General features: G+C 71.2%; 15 protein-coding genes. 7 read left to right on the top strand and 8 right to left on the bottom strand.

The annotated features are described in order from the left end of the window. The first annotated feature begins 13 nt into the window (after positions 1–13). From C2L59_RS14675 to C2L59_RS14655, 5 genes are read left to right on the top strand one after another with little or no spacing between them, the layout of a single operon-like run. Positions 14–1,144, top strand: a complete 1,131-nt coding sequence (locus C2L59_RS14675) for a lactonase family protein (RefSeq protein WP_103350054.1) — start codon at positions 14–16, stop codon at positions 1,142–1,144. 8 nt (positions 1,145–1,152) lie between these two features. Continuing rightward, complete coding sequence (locus tag C2L59_RS14670; protein ID WP_103350053.1) at positions 1,153–2,436, top strand: extracellular solute-binding protein; 1,284 nt, start codon at positions 1,153–1,155, stop codon at positions 2,434–2,436. Next, entirely contained in the window at positions 2,436–3,383 is a 948-nt protein-coding gene (locus tag C2L59_RS14665) for a carbohydrate ABC transporter permease (RefSeq protein ID WP_103350052.1), read from the top strand. The genes C2L59_RS14670 and C2L59_RS14665 overlap by 1 nt, the downstream gene beginning before the upstream one ends. After that, complete coding sequence (locus C2L59_RS14660) at positions 3,374–4,222, top strand: carbohydrate ABC transporter permease (RefSeq protein WP_103350051.1); 849 nt, start codon at positions 3,374–3,376, stop codon at positions 4,220–4,222. Before C2L59_RS14665 ends, C2L59_RS14660 begins: the two co-directional genes overlap by 10 nt. Before the next feature lies 1 nt (position 4,223). Beyond that, the gene (locus C2L59_RS14655; RefSeq protein WP_103350050.1) at positions 4,224–5,591 is read left to right on the top strand and encodes a beta-N-acetylhexosaminidase; all 1,368 of its coding nucleotides are present in this window, start codon (positions 4,224–4,226) and stop codon (positions 5,589–5,591) included. A gap of 91 nt (positions 5,592–5,682) precedes the next feature. Here the strand turns inward: C2L59_RS14655 and C2L59_RS14650 are convergent, their stop codons facing one another. From C2L59_RS14650 to C2L59_RS14640, 3 genes are all read right to left on the bottom strand, one after another. Further along, positions 5,683–7,437 carry a M64 family metallopeptidase gene (locus C2L59_RS14650; protein WP_103350049.1) on the bottom strand — a complete coding sequence of 585 codons (1,755 nt, stop codon included), beginning with the start codon at positions 7,435–7,437 and terminating at the stop codon, positions 5,683–5,685. 93 nt (positions 7,438–7,530) lie between these two features. Continuing rightward, on the bottom strand, positions 7,531–8,199 hold the full coding sequence (locus C2L59_RS14645; protein WP_103350048.1) for a response regulator: 669 nt from the start codon (positions 8,197–8,199) through the stop codon (positions 7,531–7,533). Further along, complete coding sequence (locus C2L59_RS14640) at positions 8,196–9,836, bottom strand: sensor histidine kinase (RefSeq protein WP_233223498.1); 1,641 nt, start codon at positions 9,834–9,836, stop codon at positions 8,196–8,198. Before C2L59_RS14640 ends, C2L59_RS14645 begins: the two co-directional genes overlap by 4 nt. Before the next feature lie 89 nt (positions 9,837–9,925). Here C2L59_RS14640 and C2L59_RS14635 point away from each other — a divergent pair, with 89 nt between their 5' ends. Continuing rightward, positions 9,926–11,269: a cation:dicarboxylate symporter family transporter gene (locus C2L59_RS14635; protein ID WP_103350047.1), complete on the top strand. Its 1,344-nt coding sequence runs from the start codon at positions 9,926–9,928 to the stop codon at positions 11,267–11,269. 97 nt (positions 11,270–11,366) lie between these two features. On the opposite strand, the gene C2L59_RS14630 is transcribed toward C2L59_RS14635, so the two are convergent. Further along, positions 11,367–11,762: a helix-turn-helix domain-containing protein gene (locus tag C2L59_RS14630; RefSeq protein ID WP_103350046.1), complete on the bottom strand. Its 396-nt coding sequence runs from the start codon at positions 11,760–11,762 to the stop codon at positions 11,367–11,369. Positions 11,763–11,884: 122 nt separating this feature from the next. On the opposite strand from C2L59_RS14630, the gene C2L59_RS14625 reads away from it, so the two are divergent. After that, complete coding sequence (locus tag C2L59_RS14625; RefSeq protein WP_103350078.1) at positions 11,885–13,297, top strand: DHA2 family efflux MFS transporter permease subunit; 1,413 nt, start codon at positions 11,885–11,887, stop codon at positions 13,295–13,297. A 110-nt stretch (positions 13,298–13,407) separates the two neighbouring features. On the opposite strand, the gene C2L59_RS14620 is transcribed toward C2L59_RS14625, so the two are convergent. The 4 genes from C2L59_RS14620 to C2L59_RS14605 form a co-directional block, all read right to left on the bottom strand. Next, positions 13,408–13,851, bottom strand: a complete 444-nt coding sequence (locus tag C2L59_RS14620) for an SRPBCC family protein (protein ID WP_103350045.1) — start codon at positions 13,849–13,851, stop codon at positions 13,408–13,410. A 1-nt stretch (position 13,852) separates the two neighbouring features. Continuing rightward, entirely contained in the window at positions 13,853–14,569 is a 717-nt protein-coding gene (locus tag C2L59_RS14615) for an anti-sigma factor (RefSeq protein ID WP_103350044.1), read from the bottom strand. After that, on the bottom strand, positions 14,566–15,117 hold the full coding sequence (locus tag C2L59_RS14610; protein ID WP_026469270.1) for a sigma-70 family RNA polymerase sigma factor: 552 nt from the start codon (positions 15,115–15,117) through the stop codon (positions 14,566–14,568). The genes C2L59_RS14615 and C2L59_RS14610 overlap by 4 nt, the downstream gene beginning before the upstream one ends. Positions 15,118–15,263: 146 nt before the next feature. Further along, on the bottom strand, positions 15,264–15,767 hold the full coding sequence (locus C2L59_RS14605) for a hypothetical protein (RefSeq protein ID WP_103350042.1): 504 nt from the start codon (positions 15,765–15,767) through the stop codon (positions 15,264–15,266). Positions 15,768–15,825: the final 58 nt, after the last annotated feature.

Genomic DNA, 15,825 nt, shown 5'->3' with positions numbered 1-15,825 from the left:
GGAGACAAAGACGATGACCGGACTCACCCGTCGTACGTTCCTCGGCGCCGCGGCCGGCGCGAGCGCTGCCACCGTGCTCGGCAGTCAGCTCGCGTCGGCCGCCACCACGCCGAAAGGCTGCTTCGCCGGAGGAACCGTGTACATCGGCAGTTACACCAGCGGGGCGAACGGGCACGGGCTCGACGTCACGACCCGGTCCGGCGCCGCGCTGAACCCCGTCCGCACGGTGCCCGGCATCACCGACACGTCGTGGTTCGACCGCAGCGCCGACGGCAAGACGCTGTACGTCACCAACGAAGGTGACCCGAACGGGTACGTCTCGGCACTGAACCTCGCCGACCCCGCGAAACCGAAGTTGCTCAACAAGGTTTCGTCGAAGGGCGGCGCGCCGACGCACCTGAGCGTGCATTCGAGCCAGAAGTACGTGCTGGCCGCGAACTACAGCTCGGGCAGCGTCGTCGTGCTGCCGATCCAGGCGGGCGGCAAGCTCGGCGCGGCCACCGACCTGATGACCCACCACGCCGACACCGGGCAGGCGCACGCGCACCAGGTCGTCAACGACCCGACCGGCCGCTGGGTGCTGTCGGTGGACCTCGGCGCCGACTCGGTGTACGTCTACTCCCTCGACGTCGCCACCGGGAAGCTTTCGCTGCACCAGCAGCTCAAGCTGCCGTCGGGGGCCGGGCCGCGGCACCTCGCGTTCGACCGCACCGGCAAGTTCGCCTACGTCCTGCAGGAACTGCGGCCGGAGGTGACGGTGGCGAGCTGGGACGCTGCCACCGGGACGTTGAAAGCGCTCTCCGTCGTCCCGGCCGTGCCCGCCGGCAGCACCGGCGAGCTGTACCCGGGCGAAATCACCCTGTCGAAGGACGGGAAGTTCGCCTACACCACCGTCCGTGGCCCGAACACGCTGGCCACATTCACCGTTTCCGGCGCCACGCTGAAGCTGGTGTCCACCGTGCCGACCGGCGGGAACTGGCCGCGGCACGTCGCCCTCGACCCGAGCGAGAACTGGTTCTACGTCTCGAACCAGCGTTCCGGCACCGTCACCTGGCTGCCGCGCGATCCGGCCACCGGCCTGCCCGGCGCGGTCGCCGGGAGCCTGTCCGTCGGCAGCGTCAACTCCGTCTACTTCGCTTCGTGAGGTTCACCATGAGACTGCGCCGCACCCTGCCCGTCGTCGCCGGCCTGGCCCTGCTGGCCGGCTGCGCGCCCACCCAGTCCGCGCCCGCGGGCGGCGGCGGGGACGACAAGACCGGCACCGTCCGCGTCTGGCTGTTCGACGAAGCCAACCGCGCGCCGAAGGAAGCCGCGGTCAAGGAGGCGATCACCGAGTTCAAGGCGGCTCACTCCGGCGTCGAGGTCGACGTCCAGTGGGTGCCGGTCGAAGGCCGCGCCGACAAGTTCTCCGGCGCCTTCAACGACCCCGCCAACGCCCCCGACGTCGCCGAGTTCGGCAACACCGACGTCTCCAGCTACGCCGCGACCGGGGCGCTCGCCGACCTGACCGGCGACCTGGCGGCGTGGCCGGCGGGCCAGGACCTGATCCCGACCGTGCTGGACACCGCCAAGTCCGGCGGCAAGACCTACGGCCTGCCCTGGTACACCGGCATCCGCGCGCTGTACTACCGCACGGACGTCTTCACCGAGCTGGGCCTGAAGCCGCCGGCGACGCTCGCCGAGCTGACCGACACCGCCCGCCGGATCCGGGCCGCCAAGCCGGACCTCTACGGCATCTCCGTCGGCGGCAAGTACACCTACGCGATGCTGCCGTTCCTCTGGGCCAACGGCGGTGAGCTGGCGAAGGACGACGGCGGCAAGTGGACGTCGGCCGTCACCGAAGACAAGGCCAAGGCCGGCGTGACGCAGTACGCGAGCCTGCTCAAGGACGACGTCTGCCCGCCCGCACAGTGCGCGAACCTGACCGGCACGCAGAGCGTCACGGCGTTCGCCGGCGGCAAGGCCGGGATGACGATCGGCGGCGACTTCAACCGCAAGGCCGTCGAACAGGGCGCGGTGAAGGGCAAGTACGCCGTCGTGCCGATCCCGGGCACCACTGCGGGGAGCATCGCGCCCGCGTTCGCCGGCGGCAACCTGCTGGGCGTCTTCCAGGCGAGCAAGCACCGCAGCCTGGCGCTGGAGTTCGTCGAGCTGCTCGGCGGCGCGAAGTACCAGGAGAAGATGTACACCGCGATGGGCAACCTGCCCACGCTGAGCAGCGTGCAGCAGAAGCTCGCCGCGAACGACCCGTTCCTCAAGCCGTTCGTCGACACGCTGAAGTCCGGCACGAAATTCGTCCCGGCGACGCCCGCGTGGTCGAAGATCGACAGCCAGAACGTGCTGCCGACGGCCGTGCAGCAGGTCGCCACCGGCGGGAAGGACCCGGCGGCGGCCCTGGCCGACGCGGCCGCGGCGATGAACAAGGCCTTCGGCTAGTGGTGACGATCCAAGAGACCCCTTCCGTCACGGCCCCCGCGCGGCGGCCGCGGCGGAAGGGGGACGGCGGGGCCGCCGCGCGCTACCTGGCTCCGGCGGGCATCCTGCTCGCCGCGCTGCTGGCCTACCCGATCTACCAGCTGGTCCTGATCTCGTTCTACGACTACGGCCAGCCGCAGGCCGCGGGCAACGCGCCGCTGGTCTTCCTCGGCTTCGCGAACTACGCCGACCTGTTGTCCCAGGCGCAGTTCTGGACCGTGCTGGGCAAGACGGTCGGGTTCGCCGCGGCCTGCGTGGCCGGCTCGCTGATCGTCGGCACCGGGCTCGCGGTGCTGGCTTCGCGGGTGCGATCGCTGCCCCGGACGCTGCTGTTCCTGGCCGCGCTGGGCGCGTGGTCGACGCCGGCCATCGCCGGTTCCTACGTCTGGCTGTTCCTCTTCGACACCGACTTCGGCCTGGTCAACGAGGTGCTGACCGGGCTCGGGCTGCCGTTCGAGCACCACTCGTGGACCTTCGGCACGCTCGGTGCGTTCGGCTTGGTCGCCGCCGAGGTGATCTGGTGCTCCTTCCCGTTCGTGCTGGTCACGATGTACGCCGGGATCAAGGGCGTGCCGGACGAGGTGCTCGAAGCGGCGTCGCTCGACGGCGCGTCGGCGTGGCGGACGACGTGGACGATCGTGCTGCCGATGGTGCGGCCGCTGCTGATGATCGCCACCGTGCAGTCGATCATCTGGGACTTCAAGGTGTTCACCCAGATCTACGTGATGACCAACGGCGGCGGTGTGGCCGGGCGCAACCTCGTCCTCAACGTCTACGCCTACCAGCAGGCCTTCGCCGGGCAGGAATACGGCCTCGGCTCGGCGATCGGAGTCGTGATGACGCTGTTGCTGCTTTCGGTCACCGGGCTGTACGTCCGGACGCAACGCCGGAGCGCGGCATGGCTGTGAAGCGTCCGGGGCGCCTGATCGCCGAAGTCGTCACCGTCGTGCTCGCCGGGCTGATCGCGTTCCCGCTGTACTGGATGCTGCTCTCGGCGGTGAAGCCGGCCGGCGAAATCCAGTCGGCGAACCCGAAGCCGGGGACGCTCAGCCCGTCGTTCGACAGCTTCTCGCGCGTGCTCACGGTGTCGGGCTTCGGGCGGTTCTTCGTCAACAGCCTGATCGTCGCCCTGGTCGTCGTGGCGTTGTCGCTGCTGCTGTCGTTCCTCTCGGCGGTGGCGTTGACGCGGTTCCGTTTCCGCGGGCGCACGGTGCTGCTGGTGATGACGCTGGTCGCGCAGATGGTCCCGGTCGAGGCGCTGACCATCCCGCTGTTCTTCCTGATGCGCCAGATCGGCGGCGTGGTGCCGGCGTTCGGGCTGAACGAGCTGGGTTCGCTGGTGCTGGTGCACTTGGCGTTCAGCCTGCCGTTCGCGATCTGGATGCTGCGCGGGTTCGTGGCCGCGGTGCCGGTGGAGCTCGAAGAGGCCGCGAAGCTCGACGGCGCTTCGCGGATGCGGTTCACCTGGCAGATCCTGTTCCCACTGGTGGCACCCGGGCTGGTGGCCGTGAGCGTGCTCGCGTTCATCCACGCCTGGAACGACTTCCTGTTCGCCAAGACGTTCATCATCTCCAAGACCGAGAACCAGACGCTGCCGCAGGCGATCCTGGTGTTCTTCAAGCCGGAGGACACCGACTGGGGCGCAGTGATGGCGTCCTCGACCCTGATGACCATCCCGGTGCTCGTGTTCTTCGTCCTGGTCCAACGACGGCTGGTGTCCGGCATGGCCGGCGCCGTGAAGGGCTGACATGGCTTTCGACACCCTGCTCCCCCGCCCGGTTTCGGTGACCCCCGCCGAAGGGTCGTGCCCGTGGCCGTCCTCTGTGGACGTCCGGTCCGCCGACCTGCCGCCCGAGGGCTACCGGCTCGAGATCGCCCCGTCCGGTGTGGCGATTTACTGCGGCGACGCGGCCGGGGAGGTCTACGGGCGGGAGACGCTGCGGCAGCTGGCGGGCCCGGCCGCGTTCCGGGTCGCCGGCTTCGCGCCGTCGTCGTTGCCCTGCGGGGTCGTGGAGGACCACCCGCGGTTCGGCTGGCGTGGCTGCCTGCTCGACGTCGCCCGGCACTTCCGGACCAAGGCCGAGGTGCTGCGGTTCGTCGACCTGCTGGCCGCGCACAAGCTGAACGTGCTGAACCTGCACCTCACCGACGACCAGGGCTGGCGCTTCGAAGTGCCGGCGTTTCCCCTTTTGACGTCCGTGGGCGGCTGGCGGCCGTCGTCGATGGTGGGCAGCGGGGGCGCGCAGGACGGCCGTCCGCATGGCGGGTACTACACGAGTGACGACCTCCGGGAGATCGTCGCCTACGCCGCTTCGCGGGCGATCACGGTCGTGCCGGAGATCGACATCCCCGGCCACGCGCGAGCCGCGCTGGCCGCCTACCCTTCGCTGGGGACGTCGTCGTCCTACGAAATTTGGACCTCCTGGGGGATCAGCACTTCGCTGCTCTCGCCGTCGCCGTCCACTTTGGACTTCTTCCGGCGGGTGTTCGACCACCTGCTGGAGATTTTCCCCTCGCCGGTGATCGCGCTGGGCGGCGACGAGACACCGGGCGCGACCGGCGAGCACCGCGCATTCGTCCGGCAGTTGGCCGAGCACCTGGTGGCCCGCGGCCGGGCCCCGATGGGCTGGGACGAGGTTCTGGACGTCGACGGCCTCCCGCCGATGGTCGTCGCCGCCTGGCAGCACGAGGAAGCGGGCCTGCGGGCGGCAGCGGCCGGGCACGACGTGGTGATGTGCCCGGAGCAGCACGTGTACCTGGACCACCGGCAATCTTCGCACCCCGAAGAGCCGATCCCGGTCGGCTGGATCCACACCCTGGAGGACGTGTACGCCTACGAGCCGGCACTGACCGGCGCACGCCTGCGCGGGGTGCAGGCGCAGGTGTGGAGCGAGCACCTGGACAGCGTCCGGCGCGTGGACTACATGGCGTTCCCGCGGTTGTCGGCGTTCGCCGAGGTGGCGTGGAGCAGCGGACCGCGGGACTACGCGGAGTTCCTCCCCCGGTTGCGCGAGCACCACCTGCCGCGCCTGGACGCCCTCGGCGTGGAGTACCGGCCGCTGGACGGGCCGCATCCGTGGCAGACGCGGCCGGGGGTGCCGGGCCGGCCACGCTGATCCCGGGAGACGATTTTCGGTTCACCCGGCAATGCCGGTCCGGCAGCCGGGCCCGGAAGCCGCCGTCCACCGTCATCCGGCTTCCCGCCCGCTACGGCTGTAGCGTCACCGTGACCGAACGCGTCGGGCCGACGTTTCCGGCCGCGTCGAGCGAGCGGTATTCGATGCGGTGGGTGCCGTAGCCCGGGGTCCGCTCGGCGAACGGCGACACCGTCAGCCCGCCCGAGCCCAGGTTTCCGTACGCCAGGCCGTCGATGTCGGTGCCGCGCGGGGTGAACACGTACGGGGCCGCCGGGTCGGTCGGCCAGCCGTAGTACTTGTGCCAGCCGTCGCCGTCGACGCGGAACTCCGGGCGGCCGTCGGAGGGGGTCAGGCGCATGGTGAACGAGCCGTGGAAGACGTTGCCGGTCGCCGGGGGCAGTTCCACCGCGGTCGTCGGGCCGTCCGCGTCGACCGTCCAGGTCAGCGTGGTGCCGCCGGTCGTCGCGGTGAGCGTGTGCGTGCCGGTCGTCTCCCCGAGGGCGAAGTCGGCGCCGGTGCCGGCGAACCGGCCGTCGAGCGCCCAGGAAACCCCAGGGATCGAGCCCGTCGGCTCCCCGGTTTCGACGTACACGACGTCACGGCCGCCGACCGGCCGCAAAACCGGCGTCGCCGCCGCCACCGCCGGCCCGCTCGCGGGCGGGGTGACCACCGCGGTGTCGACGGTCCACGTGCGGGTCGCCGCCGGCCGGACCGCCGGGTCGCGGACGAACGGCGTCGGGTCGGTCACCTTCGCCGTCAACGTGTGGCGTCCGGGCTTCACGCGCACCTGGCGCAGGTCGACCGCCTCCCGGCCGGGCAGCGCGACGCCGTCGAGCGTCCACCGGACGTCGAGCCGGTGGCCGACCGGGTGCATCGCCCGCAACCACACGACCCGGTCGGCGCCGATCGTCCCGGCCGGCGTGCCGCCGCCGATGAGCGGGACCTTCGCCGAGATCCGCTGCGTCATCCGCTCGCGGCCGACCTGGTCGAAGGCGTAGCCGAGGGTCTTCATCATCGAATGCGCACTGGGCCGCCACACGCCGGTCTGGCTGTACAGCCCGCCCTCGAAGCGGCCGACGGTGCCGCCGGACTCGCTCGGCTCCCCCAGCCAGCGCCACCACTTCGCGTGCTGCGCACGCATCTGCGCCTCGGTCAGCAGGGTGTGGTGGATCGACGCCGGTTCGCCGCCCTGGTAGGCGCCACCGGGAACCGCGCGGGCGTAGTAGTCGTACTCGTCGTCGAGACCGCCGAGCGAGTGCCCCAGCTCGTGCGGCGAGATGAGCGCCGACAGCGCGTTGCCGCCCGACGCCGTCGCGTACGCGCCACCCGCGCCGCCGTAGGTGGTGCTGTTGCCCAGGGCCAGGATCTGCCGGTTGGCCGCCGTCGTTCCGTGCACCAGGCCGGCGTACCGCTGCGCGGCCGCGTCGTCGACGGTCAGCAGCCGCTGCACGCTCTGCGGGTTGCAGCCGCCCCAGAAACCCATGTTCAGCGGGGTGTCCCGGCGCGGCGCGTCGAGCGCCGGGTCACAGTCCACACCGGACTCGGGCGAGGCGATCGAGACGGCGTAGACGTTGAAGTAGCTGCGGTAGGACTTGAACGGCTCGAGCGACCACAGGGTGCTCACGTGCCGCTCGACGTCGGCGAGGAACTTGGGCCGTTCGGCGGCGGTGTAGCCGTCCCCGAGGACGACGAGGGTGAACCGCTGCGCGACCGGCCCGGTCACCTGCACCTCGGTGACAGCGGCCGCCGGCTCGGCGGCGTGAGCCGGCGCGGCGACCCCGAGACCGGCCACCAGCGCTGCGACGAACCCGGCCCACTTCCGCATGGCGGCACTCCCCTGGTCGGTGATCTTCCCGGTCTACCGCACGGGAAGCGCCGCCGGAACCGCCGGAAGTCGCAGACGCGAAGGTATAGGTCGTTATACGCGGGCCAGCCGGTACCACACCTCCGGCCGGCCCACCTGCCCGTAACGCGGCTCGCGCTGGGCCATCCCGTTGTCGGCCAGGTACTCCAGGTACCGCCGCGCGGTCACGCGGGACGCGCCGATCGCACTGGCCGCCGCGCCCGCGGAAAGGCCCTCCACCGCACCGGAAAGCGCGTCCGTGATCGCCTCCAGGGTCTGGACGCTCATCCCCTTGGGCAGCGGCGGCTGCTCGGTCGTGCGCAGGGCGCCCAGCGCGCGGTCGATCTCCGCCTGGCCGGTCACCTCGCCCGAGGCGTCGCGGAATTCCGCGTAACGCTCCAGCTTTTCGCGCAGGGTGGCGAACGTGAACGGCTTGAGCAGGTACTGCACCACGCCGACCGACACCGCCGCCTTGACCAGGCCGAGGTCGCGGGCCGACGTCACCGCGATGACGTCGATCGGGAGGCCCGCCGCGCGCAGCGAGCGGCAGACCGCCAGGCCGTGCGTGTCCGGCAGGTAGAAGTCGAGCAGCACCAGGTCGACCGGCTCGCGTTCGCAGAACCGCAGGGCGTCCCCGCCGGAATGGACCACTCCCGCCACGGAGAAGCCCGGAAGGCGTTCCACGTAGACGCGGTGCGCCTCGGCGGCCACCGGCTCGTCCTCCACCACCAGTACCCGGATCACCGGCCGGCCTCCTGCCGCGGGAGCCGCACGGTGAACACCGCGCCGCCGTCCCGGCCGACGTCGACCGTGCCGCCGTAGCGGCGCACCGCCTGGCCGACCAGGGCCAGGCCGAGGCCGTGGCCGTCCTCCGCCTTCGTCGACCAGCCGCGGCGGAACACGTCCGCGCCCTCCGGCACGCCGGGTCCGGTGTCCGCGACGCGCAGCAGGAGCCCGTCGTCGCCGGTGCGGGCGGTGACGACGACCGACGGCCTGCCGCCGCCGCGGACGGCCGCGTCGAGGCCGTTGTCGATCAGGTTGCCGAGGATCGTCACCAGGTCGCGGGCCTCGATGCCGAGCGAGACGTCGTCGATCACGGTGTCCGGGGTGACGGTCAGCTCGACCCCGCGTTCGCTCGCCTCGGCGGCCTTGCCCAGCAGCAGCGCGGCCAGCACCGGCTCGGCGACGGCACCGACGACCCGGTCGGTCAGCTCCTGCGCCAGCGCGAGTTCGGCGGTCGCGAACTCGACGGCCTGCTCGGGTTGGCCGATCTCCACCAGGGAAACCACCGTGTGCAGCCGGTTCGCGGCCTCGTGCGCCTGCGACCGCAACGCTTCCGCGAGCCCGCGGGCGGTGGTCAGCTCCCCGGTGAGCGTCTGCAGTTCGGTGTGGTCGCGCAGCACGACGACGGTGCCCTGCGCGCGGCCGCCCGAGCGGACGGCGGACGTGCTGACCAGCAGCACGCGCGAGTCCGTCAGGTGCAGCTCCTCGGCCCGGTTTTCCGCCGAGCTGAACGCTTTTGCGAGCCCGTCCGGCAGACCCAGCGAAGCCAGGTCGCGCCCGACCGGGTCGATGCCGAGCCCGAGTAAGGCGCGGGCGCCGTCGTTGCAGAGGCCGATCCGCCCGTCGCGGCCGACGAGCAACACGCCTTCGCGCACCGAATGCAGCACGGCCTCGTGGTACTCGAACAGGTTGCTCAGCTCGTCCGGTGCGATGCCCCGGGTCTGGCGCCGCAGCCGGGCGCTGATCAGCCAGCCGCCCAGCGCCCCGACCAGCAGCACCGCGGCGGCGACGCCGAACAGCGGCCACAGCCGTTCGCGCAGCTCGGCCGAGATCGCCGCGACGGTGATGCCGACCGCGACCAGCGCGACCACCCGGTGGCCGGCGTCGAACACCGGCACGACCGTGCGCACCGACGGGCCGAGCGAGCCGGTGTAGGTCTCGGTGAGCTCCCCGCCCCGCTGGGCCTGGTCGATGGTGCCGATGTAGTGCTGCCCGATCAGGGCCGGGTTCGGGTGGGTGTAGCGGATCCCGGCCGGGTTCATGATCGTGATGAAGTCGACGTGGGTGTGGGCCTGCACGCGCAGGGCGAACGGCTGCAGCGTCGCGCTCGGGTCCGGCGTCGTCACGGCGGCCGCGACGGCCGGCGAGTCGGAGACCGTCGCCGCGACCGCGCGGACCTGGTCGCGCGCGTTCTCGTCCACCGCCCGCCGGGCGTCGAGGTAGGCGAACGCGACCCCGGCGCCGGCCAGCACGCAGAGCACCGCGAGCTGCAGCACGAGCAGCTGGCGGGCCAGGCTCCAGCGGGACCGCAACGTCGGGGGCACCTCCTCATACCAGCACACGCGCGCGCCGGTGTCCGAACGGGACGGTGCGATCATCACACGAACTCAATGAACACAAGTGAGCCGGATCACCGAACTGCGCCTACAGTGTGCCGCAACCTGGACACCCCTAGCTGGAGGCAACGGTGCCTACACCGACCCCCGACGCGGCGCCGCGCCGCCGCGACAAAACCCACTACCTGTACCTGGCCGTGATCGTCGCGGTCCTGCTCGGGATCCTGGTGGGCTTTCTCTTCCCCGGTTTCGCCAAGGGCCTCAAGCCGCTCGGCGACGGGTTCGTCAACCTGATCAAGATGATGATCTCGCCGATCATCTTCTGCACCATCGTGATCGGTGTCGGCTCGGTCGCCAAGGCGGCCAAGGTCGGCAAGGTCGGCATCATGGCGCTGGTCTACTTCATCGTGATGTCGACGTTCGCGCTCGCCATCGGCCTGGTCGTCGGCAACCTGCTGCACCCGGGCGAGGGGCTGCACCTCAACCCCGCCGACGTGAAGAGCGTCCAGAAGTCCGCCACCGGCGCCGACGGCCCGGTCGACTTCCTGCTCCACATCATCCCGAAGACGCTCGTGTCCGCCTTCACCGAGGGCCAGGTCCTGCAGACGCTGCTCGTCGCGCTGCTCGTCGGCTTCGCGCTGCAGAAGCTGGGCCCGAAGGGCGCCCCGATCCTGCGCGGCGTAGAGCACATCCAGCGGCTGGTGTTCCGGATCCTCGCGATGATCATGTGGGCCGCCCCGATCGGTGCGTTCGGCGCGATCGCCGCCGTGGTCGGCGCGACCGGCTGGGCGGCACTGAAGAGCCTCGCCGTGATCATGATCGGTTTCTACGCGACCTGCCTGGTGTTCGTGTTCGTCGTCCTCGGCCTGGTGCTGTGGCTCGGCGCCCGCGTCAACATCTGGCACCTGCTGCGCTACCTCGGCCGCGAGTTCCTGCTGATCCTGTCGACGTCGTCGTCGGAATCGGCGCTGCCGCGGCTGATCGCGAAGATGGAGCACCTGGGGGTCGGCAAGTCGGTCGTCGGCATCACCGTGCCCACCGGGTATTCGTTCAACCTGGACGGCACGGCGATCTACCTGACCATGGCGACGCTGTTCATCGCCGCGGCCCAGGACGAACCGCTGTCGATCGGCTCGCAGATCGGCCTGCTGGTGTTCATGATCATCGCGTCGAAGGGTGCGGCCGGCGTCAGCGGCTCCGGCATCGCCACCCTGGCCAGCGGCCTGCAGTCGCACCGGCCGGAACTGGTCAACGGCGTCGGGTTCATCCTCGGCATCGACCGGTTCATGTCGGAAGCGCGCGCGCTGACGAACTTCGCCGGCAACGCCGTCGCGACCGTCCTCATCGGAAACTGGACCAAGGAGTTCGACCGGGAGCAGGCGGAACGGGTGTTCGCCGGGAACGCGCCGTTCGACGAGGCCACGCTGATCGACGAAGAGCAGCAGCCCGAGCCCGAGGAAGCGCCGGCGAGGTGACCCCCTGAACGTTCGTGCTCACTGCCCCCGCTGAGCACGAGCCACCGCGGGCCGCGGTGCGAGTCCCCCGACTTCGCACCGCGGCCCGTTCCACGTTTCAGCCGGCCGCGTCGTAGGTGACGCGGGCGGCGGCGATGTCGTCGCGGTGCCGCTCGGCCCAGCCGAGCAGGCCGTTCAGCGACTGGTAGAGCTCCTTCGCCATCGCCGTGGCCTCGTATTCCACGCGCGGCGGAACGGTCGGGTAGATCGTGCGGACCAGGAGGCCGTCGCGCTCGAGGTTGCGCAGGGTCAGCGTCAGCATTCGGCGGCTGATCCCCTCGACCGCGCGTTCCAGCTCGGTGAACCGCACCGGCCCGCGGATGGCCTCCAGCAGGATGCCGATCGCCCACTTGCCGCTGATCCGGTTGATGACCTCCAGCACCGTGCAGACGTCGAGTTTCTCCGGGTCGATCTCGGTGACCTGGACAGGTACACCGATGTTCCCCTGGGACATGGAAGTGCCTCCTTACGCGGGCACCAATGGTCACACATGATGGGCACTGTTACAAGAAGTGCCCTGGCGATGACCAGGGGAACTCTCGACCGGAGGGGCCTGCTGTGCCATTCGACAACAACGTGGCCGAGAACCACCCCACCCGCTCCCGCGGCCTCGCGCTGGCGGTGCTGTGCGCCGCCTCGCTGATGGTCGTACTGGACAGCAGCATCGTCGCGGTGGCCCTGCCCGCCATCCAGGCCGACCTCGGCTTCACGGCCGCCGGGCTCGCCTGGGTCGTGACCGCGTACCTGGTCGCCTTCGGCGGCCTGCTGCTGCTCTCCGGGAGGCTCGGCGACCTGCTCGGTCGCCGCCGCGTCTTCCTGGGCGGGCTGGGCCTGTTCACCCTCGCGTCCCTGGTGGCCGGGCTCTCGGAAAGCGCGGGCGTGCTCGTCGTCTCGCGGTTCGTCCAGGGCGTGGGCGGCGCGCCGGCGTCGGCCGTGGTGCTGGGCATGATCGTCACGATGTACCCGGAGCCGGGCGCCCGGGCGAAGGCGATCGGCGTGTACAGCTTCACGCAGGCGGCGGGCGCGTCGATCGGGCTCATCGCGGGCGGCGCGCTGACCCAGGCGCTGAACTGGCACTGGACGTTCTACGTCAACCTGCCGATCGGTGTGGTGGCCCTGCTGATGGCCGTCCGGGTGGTCTCGCCGGACCGCGGGACCGGTCTGCGGGCGGGCCTCGACGTGTTCGGCGCGATCCTGGTCACCGCCGCGGTGATGCTGGGCGTGTACGGCATTTCGTCGTCCGCGTGGGGCGCGCTCGTCGCAGCCGTCGTCCTGCTCGCGGCGTTCGCGGTGCGGCAGGCGAAGGCGCGTACGCCGCTGTTGCCGTTGCGGCTGTTCCGGATCCGCGCGGTGGCCGGCGCCAACGTCGTGATGGTGCTGATGGTGGCCGGGATGCTGGGCTTCCAGTTCGTCACGGCGTTGTACCTGCAGCAGGTGCTGGGCCTGGACGCGCTGGGCACGGGCGTCGCGTTCCTGCCGGTACCGGTGGTGATCGCGGTGGCGTCGCTGGGCTTCGCGGACCGGCTCGCGACGCGGTTCGGGCCGCGTGCGGTGCTGCTCACGGGGCTCGGCCTGGTGATCGTGGGGCTGCTGCTGCTCACCCGGGTGTCGGGCTCGTACTTCGCCGACGTCCTGCCCCCGCTGCTGCTGATGGGCCTCGGCGCCGGCGCGGCCATCCCCGCGCTGATGGGCCTGGCGATGGCGGACGTCCCGGCCGCGGACGCGGGAGTGGCGTCGGGGCTGATCAACACGACCCAGCAGGTGGGCGCGGCGGTCGGGACGGCGGTGCTGGCCGCGGCGGCCGCGTCCCGCACGGAAAGCCTGAGCCCCTTGGGCCACCGTGAAGCCTTGGCGGCCGGGTTCCGGCTGGCGTACGGGGTGAGCGCGGGCTTTCTGATCGCGGCGGTGGCGCTGGGCGGCCTGGTCCTCGGGCGCCGCGCCCGTCCCACCGCCGCCACTCCCGAGCTCTGCACCGCCGGTCGGGCGTAACCCCCGGTTCATGCGCCCCAATGTGGCGTTCGGTGCGTCTGACGCACCGAACGCCACATTGGGTGCGTCCAGCGCAACCAACGCCACATTGGGGCGTTCGGGGCCCGGCCTCAAGCCAGGTAGGCGGAAAGCCCACGGTGGCCCCGCCGCATCATCAGCGCGTGGTTCGCGCGGAAGAGCGGCCGGGCCACCGTGTCGAAGCGCCGCAGCAACTCCTTGCGGGCCTGGACGTCCTGGGTGATCTCCAGCAGTGTGCCCGCGCCCGCCGCGCGGACCGCACCGGCCAGTACCCCGTCGAGGTCGCCGCTGAGCCTGACCCGCATCAGGCCCGTGCGCTCGTCCTGGTGGTCCCGGTGCATCCGGACGGTGATCCGGAACGGCAGCCGGGACCGGCAAACCAGCTCGGCGGTGTCGTCGTCCACGCGGCGCACCGCGCGGACGTCCGACCACCACCGCGGGTAGCCGGCGAGGTCGGTGACCACGTCGAACACCCGCCCGGGCGCGCTGGTCGGCAGCAGCCACGTGCTGCGGAACCGGTAGAGCGCGCCCGTCAAGTCACACCTGGGCCGAGACCAGCTTCCGGCCGTCCACCGTGACGATGTCGACCGACTTCACGTCGTCCGGGGCGACCAGCGCCGACCCGTCGAGCGAAAAGCCCGAACTCTCCCACTTCTCGGACACCTTCCAGCTGCCCGCCGTGACCGCCTGGCCTTCCTTCGTGACGACCTGCAGCAGGCACTGTTCCCCGGCCTTGACGCCCTTCACGGCGACGTTGACCCGGACCCAGCCCTGGAACGGGCTCACCGAAGCCGCCAGCTGCACGCCGGTCGTCGGATCTCGCCCTTCGACGCTCTTCGTGCCGGGGACGTCGGTCGCCGGCGCGGGCACCGCGAGGGAACCGCTGTCCGAGCCCGTCTGGCGCCCGACCAGGATGCCGCCGCCGAGCGCGGCCACCACGAGCACCGCCGCCGCGACCAGGGCCAGGCCCCGGCGTCCGCCCGAGCGGGCCGGCGCCACCGTCTCCTCCTCGTCGCGCACCCGGCGCAGGGTCTTCTGCAGCAGCAGGTCCCCGCCTTCGGGCGGCCCGTCGAGGAACGCCTCGGGCGGCACCTCGTCGAGCGAGTCGCGCAGGGCCACGAGCTCGTTCAGGTCGAACCGGCACTGCGCGCAGGTCTGCAGGTGCCGCCGCTCGAAGTCGGCCGCTTCCGCGGGGTCGAGCGCGCCGAGGGCGTACGCGCCGAGCTGCGTGTGACTCTCGTCGACCGAGTTCATCGCGCCACCTCCGTTCCGCTCGAAATCATCGCTGCTCTGAGTGCTCGTAGTGCGTAGTACGACCTTGATTTCACGGTACCGGGTGCGACGCCCAGTGTTCTCGCCGCTTCGGCCACCGTCCGTCCCCGGTAGTAGATCTCCACCAGGACCTCTCGATGCTCGTTGGACAGCCCGTCCATCGCCCCGAGCACGGTCATCGAATCGACCACCCCTTGGGCGTGGTCGCGCTCGACGGCCGGGGTCGGCACGCCTTCGGCCGGTTCGGCCACCTCCTGTGGCCGCGCCGCCCGGGCCCGGGCCCGGTCGGTGACCAGGTTGCGCGCGACGGTCAGCAACCAGCCGCGCACCGAGCCCTTGCCGTCGTTCTGCAAGTCGTCCGCGTGTTTCCACGCCCGGACGAGCGTCTCCTGGACCACGTCCTCGGCTGCCGCGCGATCCCCGGTCAGCCTCGTCGCGTAGGCCAGCAGGCTTCGCCCGTGTTCGGCGTACAGCTGCCGAATCAGGTCTTCGCCTTTGGCCTTCTTAGGCCGCCTGCCTCCTATGGCCACCCTCGTCCTCCCGACGGTGTTCTGAGTCGTCGAGGACAGTAGTGCAACCCTCAGTGCCACCGGCGGTGCGTGCGCCGAGCGCAGCGCGACCATGGCGTTCATCGGCTGCCCGTCCTTCCTCGTGCTGCCCGGAAAACCGTCGTCTGTCAGGACCCGGCGCCGCCGGCCTTGCCGCCCGCGGTGATCTTGCTGCCGTCCGGGGCGACGGCGAACCACGTGCCGTTGGCGCCCTGGCCGTTCATGTCGCCCGCCACCTTGTCGCCCGCGTACTCGTACAGCGGCCAGCCGTTGAGCGTGATCTGCTTGCTGCCGTCCTTGCGGGTCGCGGTGCCGACCTGGGTGTCCTGGATGCCCTTGAGCATCGGGGTGGCCACCCCGGCCACCATCGGCAGCCAGGACTTCGTGCAGTCGCCGTCGCAGTTGGACGTCGGCGGCTGCGCGATGTCCTTGTCGAACCGGTAGAGCGTCTTGCCGTCCGCGTCGGTGACCAGGGCGCCCACGCCGTTGATCGTGGAGACCTGGAGCATCTTGTGCCCCGGCTCGCCGTGTTGCGGCCCTTGCGCGCCGTCGGCCATGTCACCGCAGGCGGACAACGAGGCGACGGCGACGAGCGCCACCGCGCTGGCGACCACCGGCCGGATACGGTTCATGACGTTCTCTCCTCGGTGAGGGCGGCACCGCCGTCCGGCGGACCTCGACACCTGGGAA

The organism is Amycolatopsis sp. CA-128772 (genome assembly GCF_002904295.1).
In the GTDB taxonomy this organism is placed as follows: Bacteria; Actinomycetota; Actinomycetes; order Mycobacteriales; family Pseudonocardiaceae; genus Amycolatopsis.
This window is presented reverse-complemented; position numbering and strand designations above follow the sequence as displayed.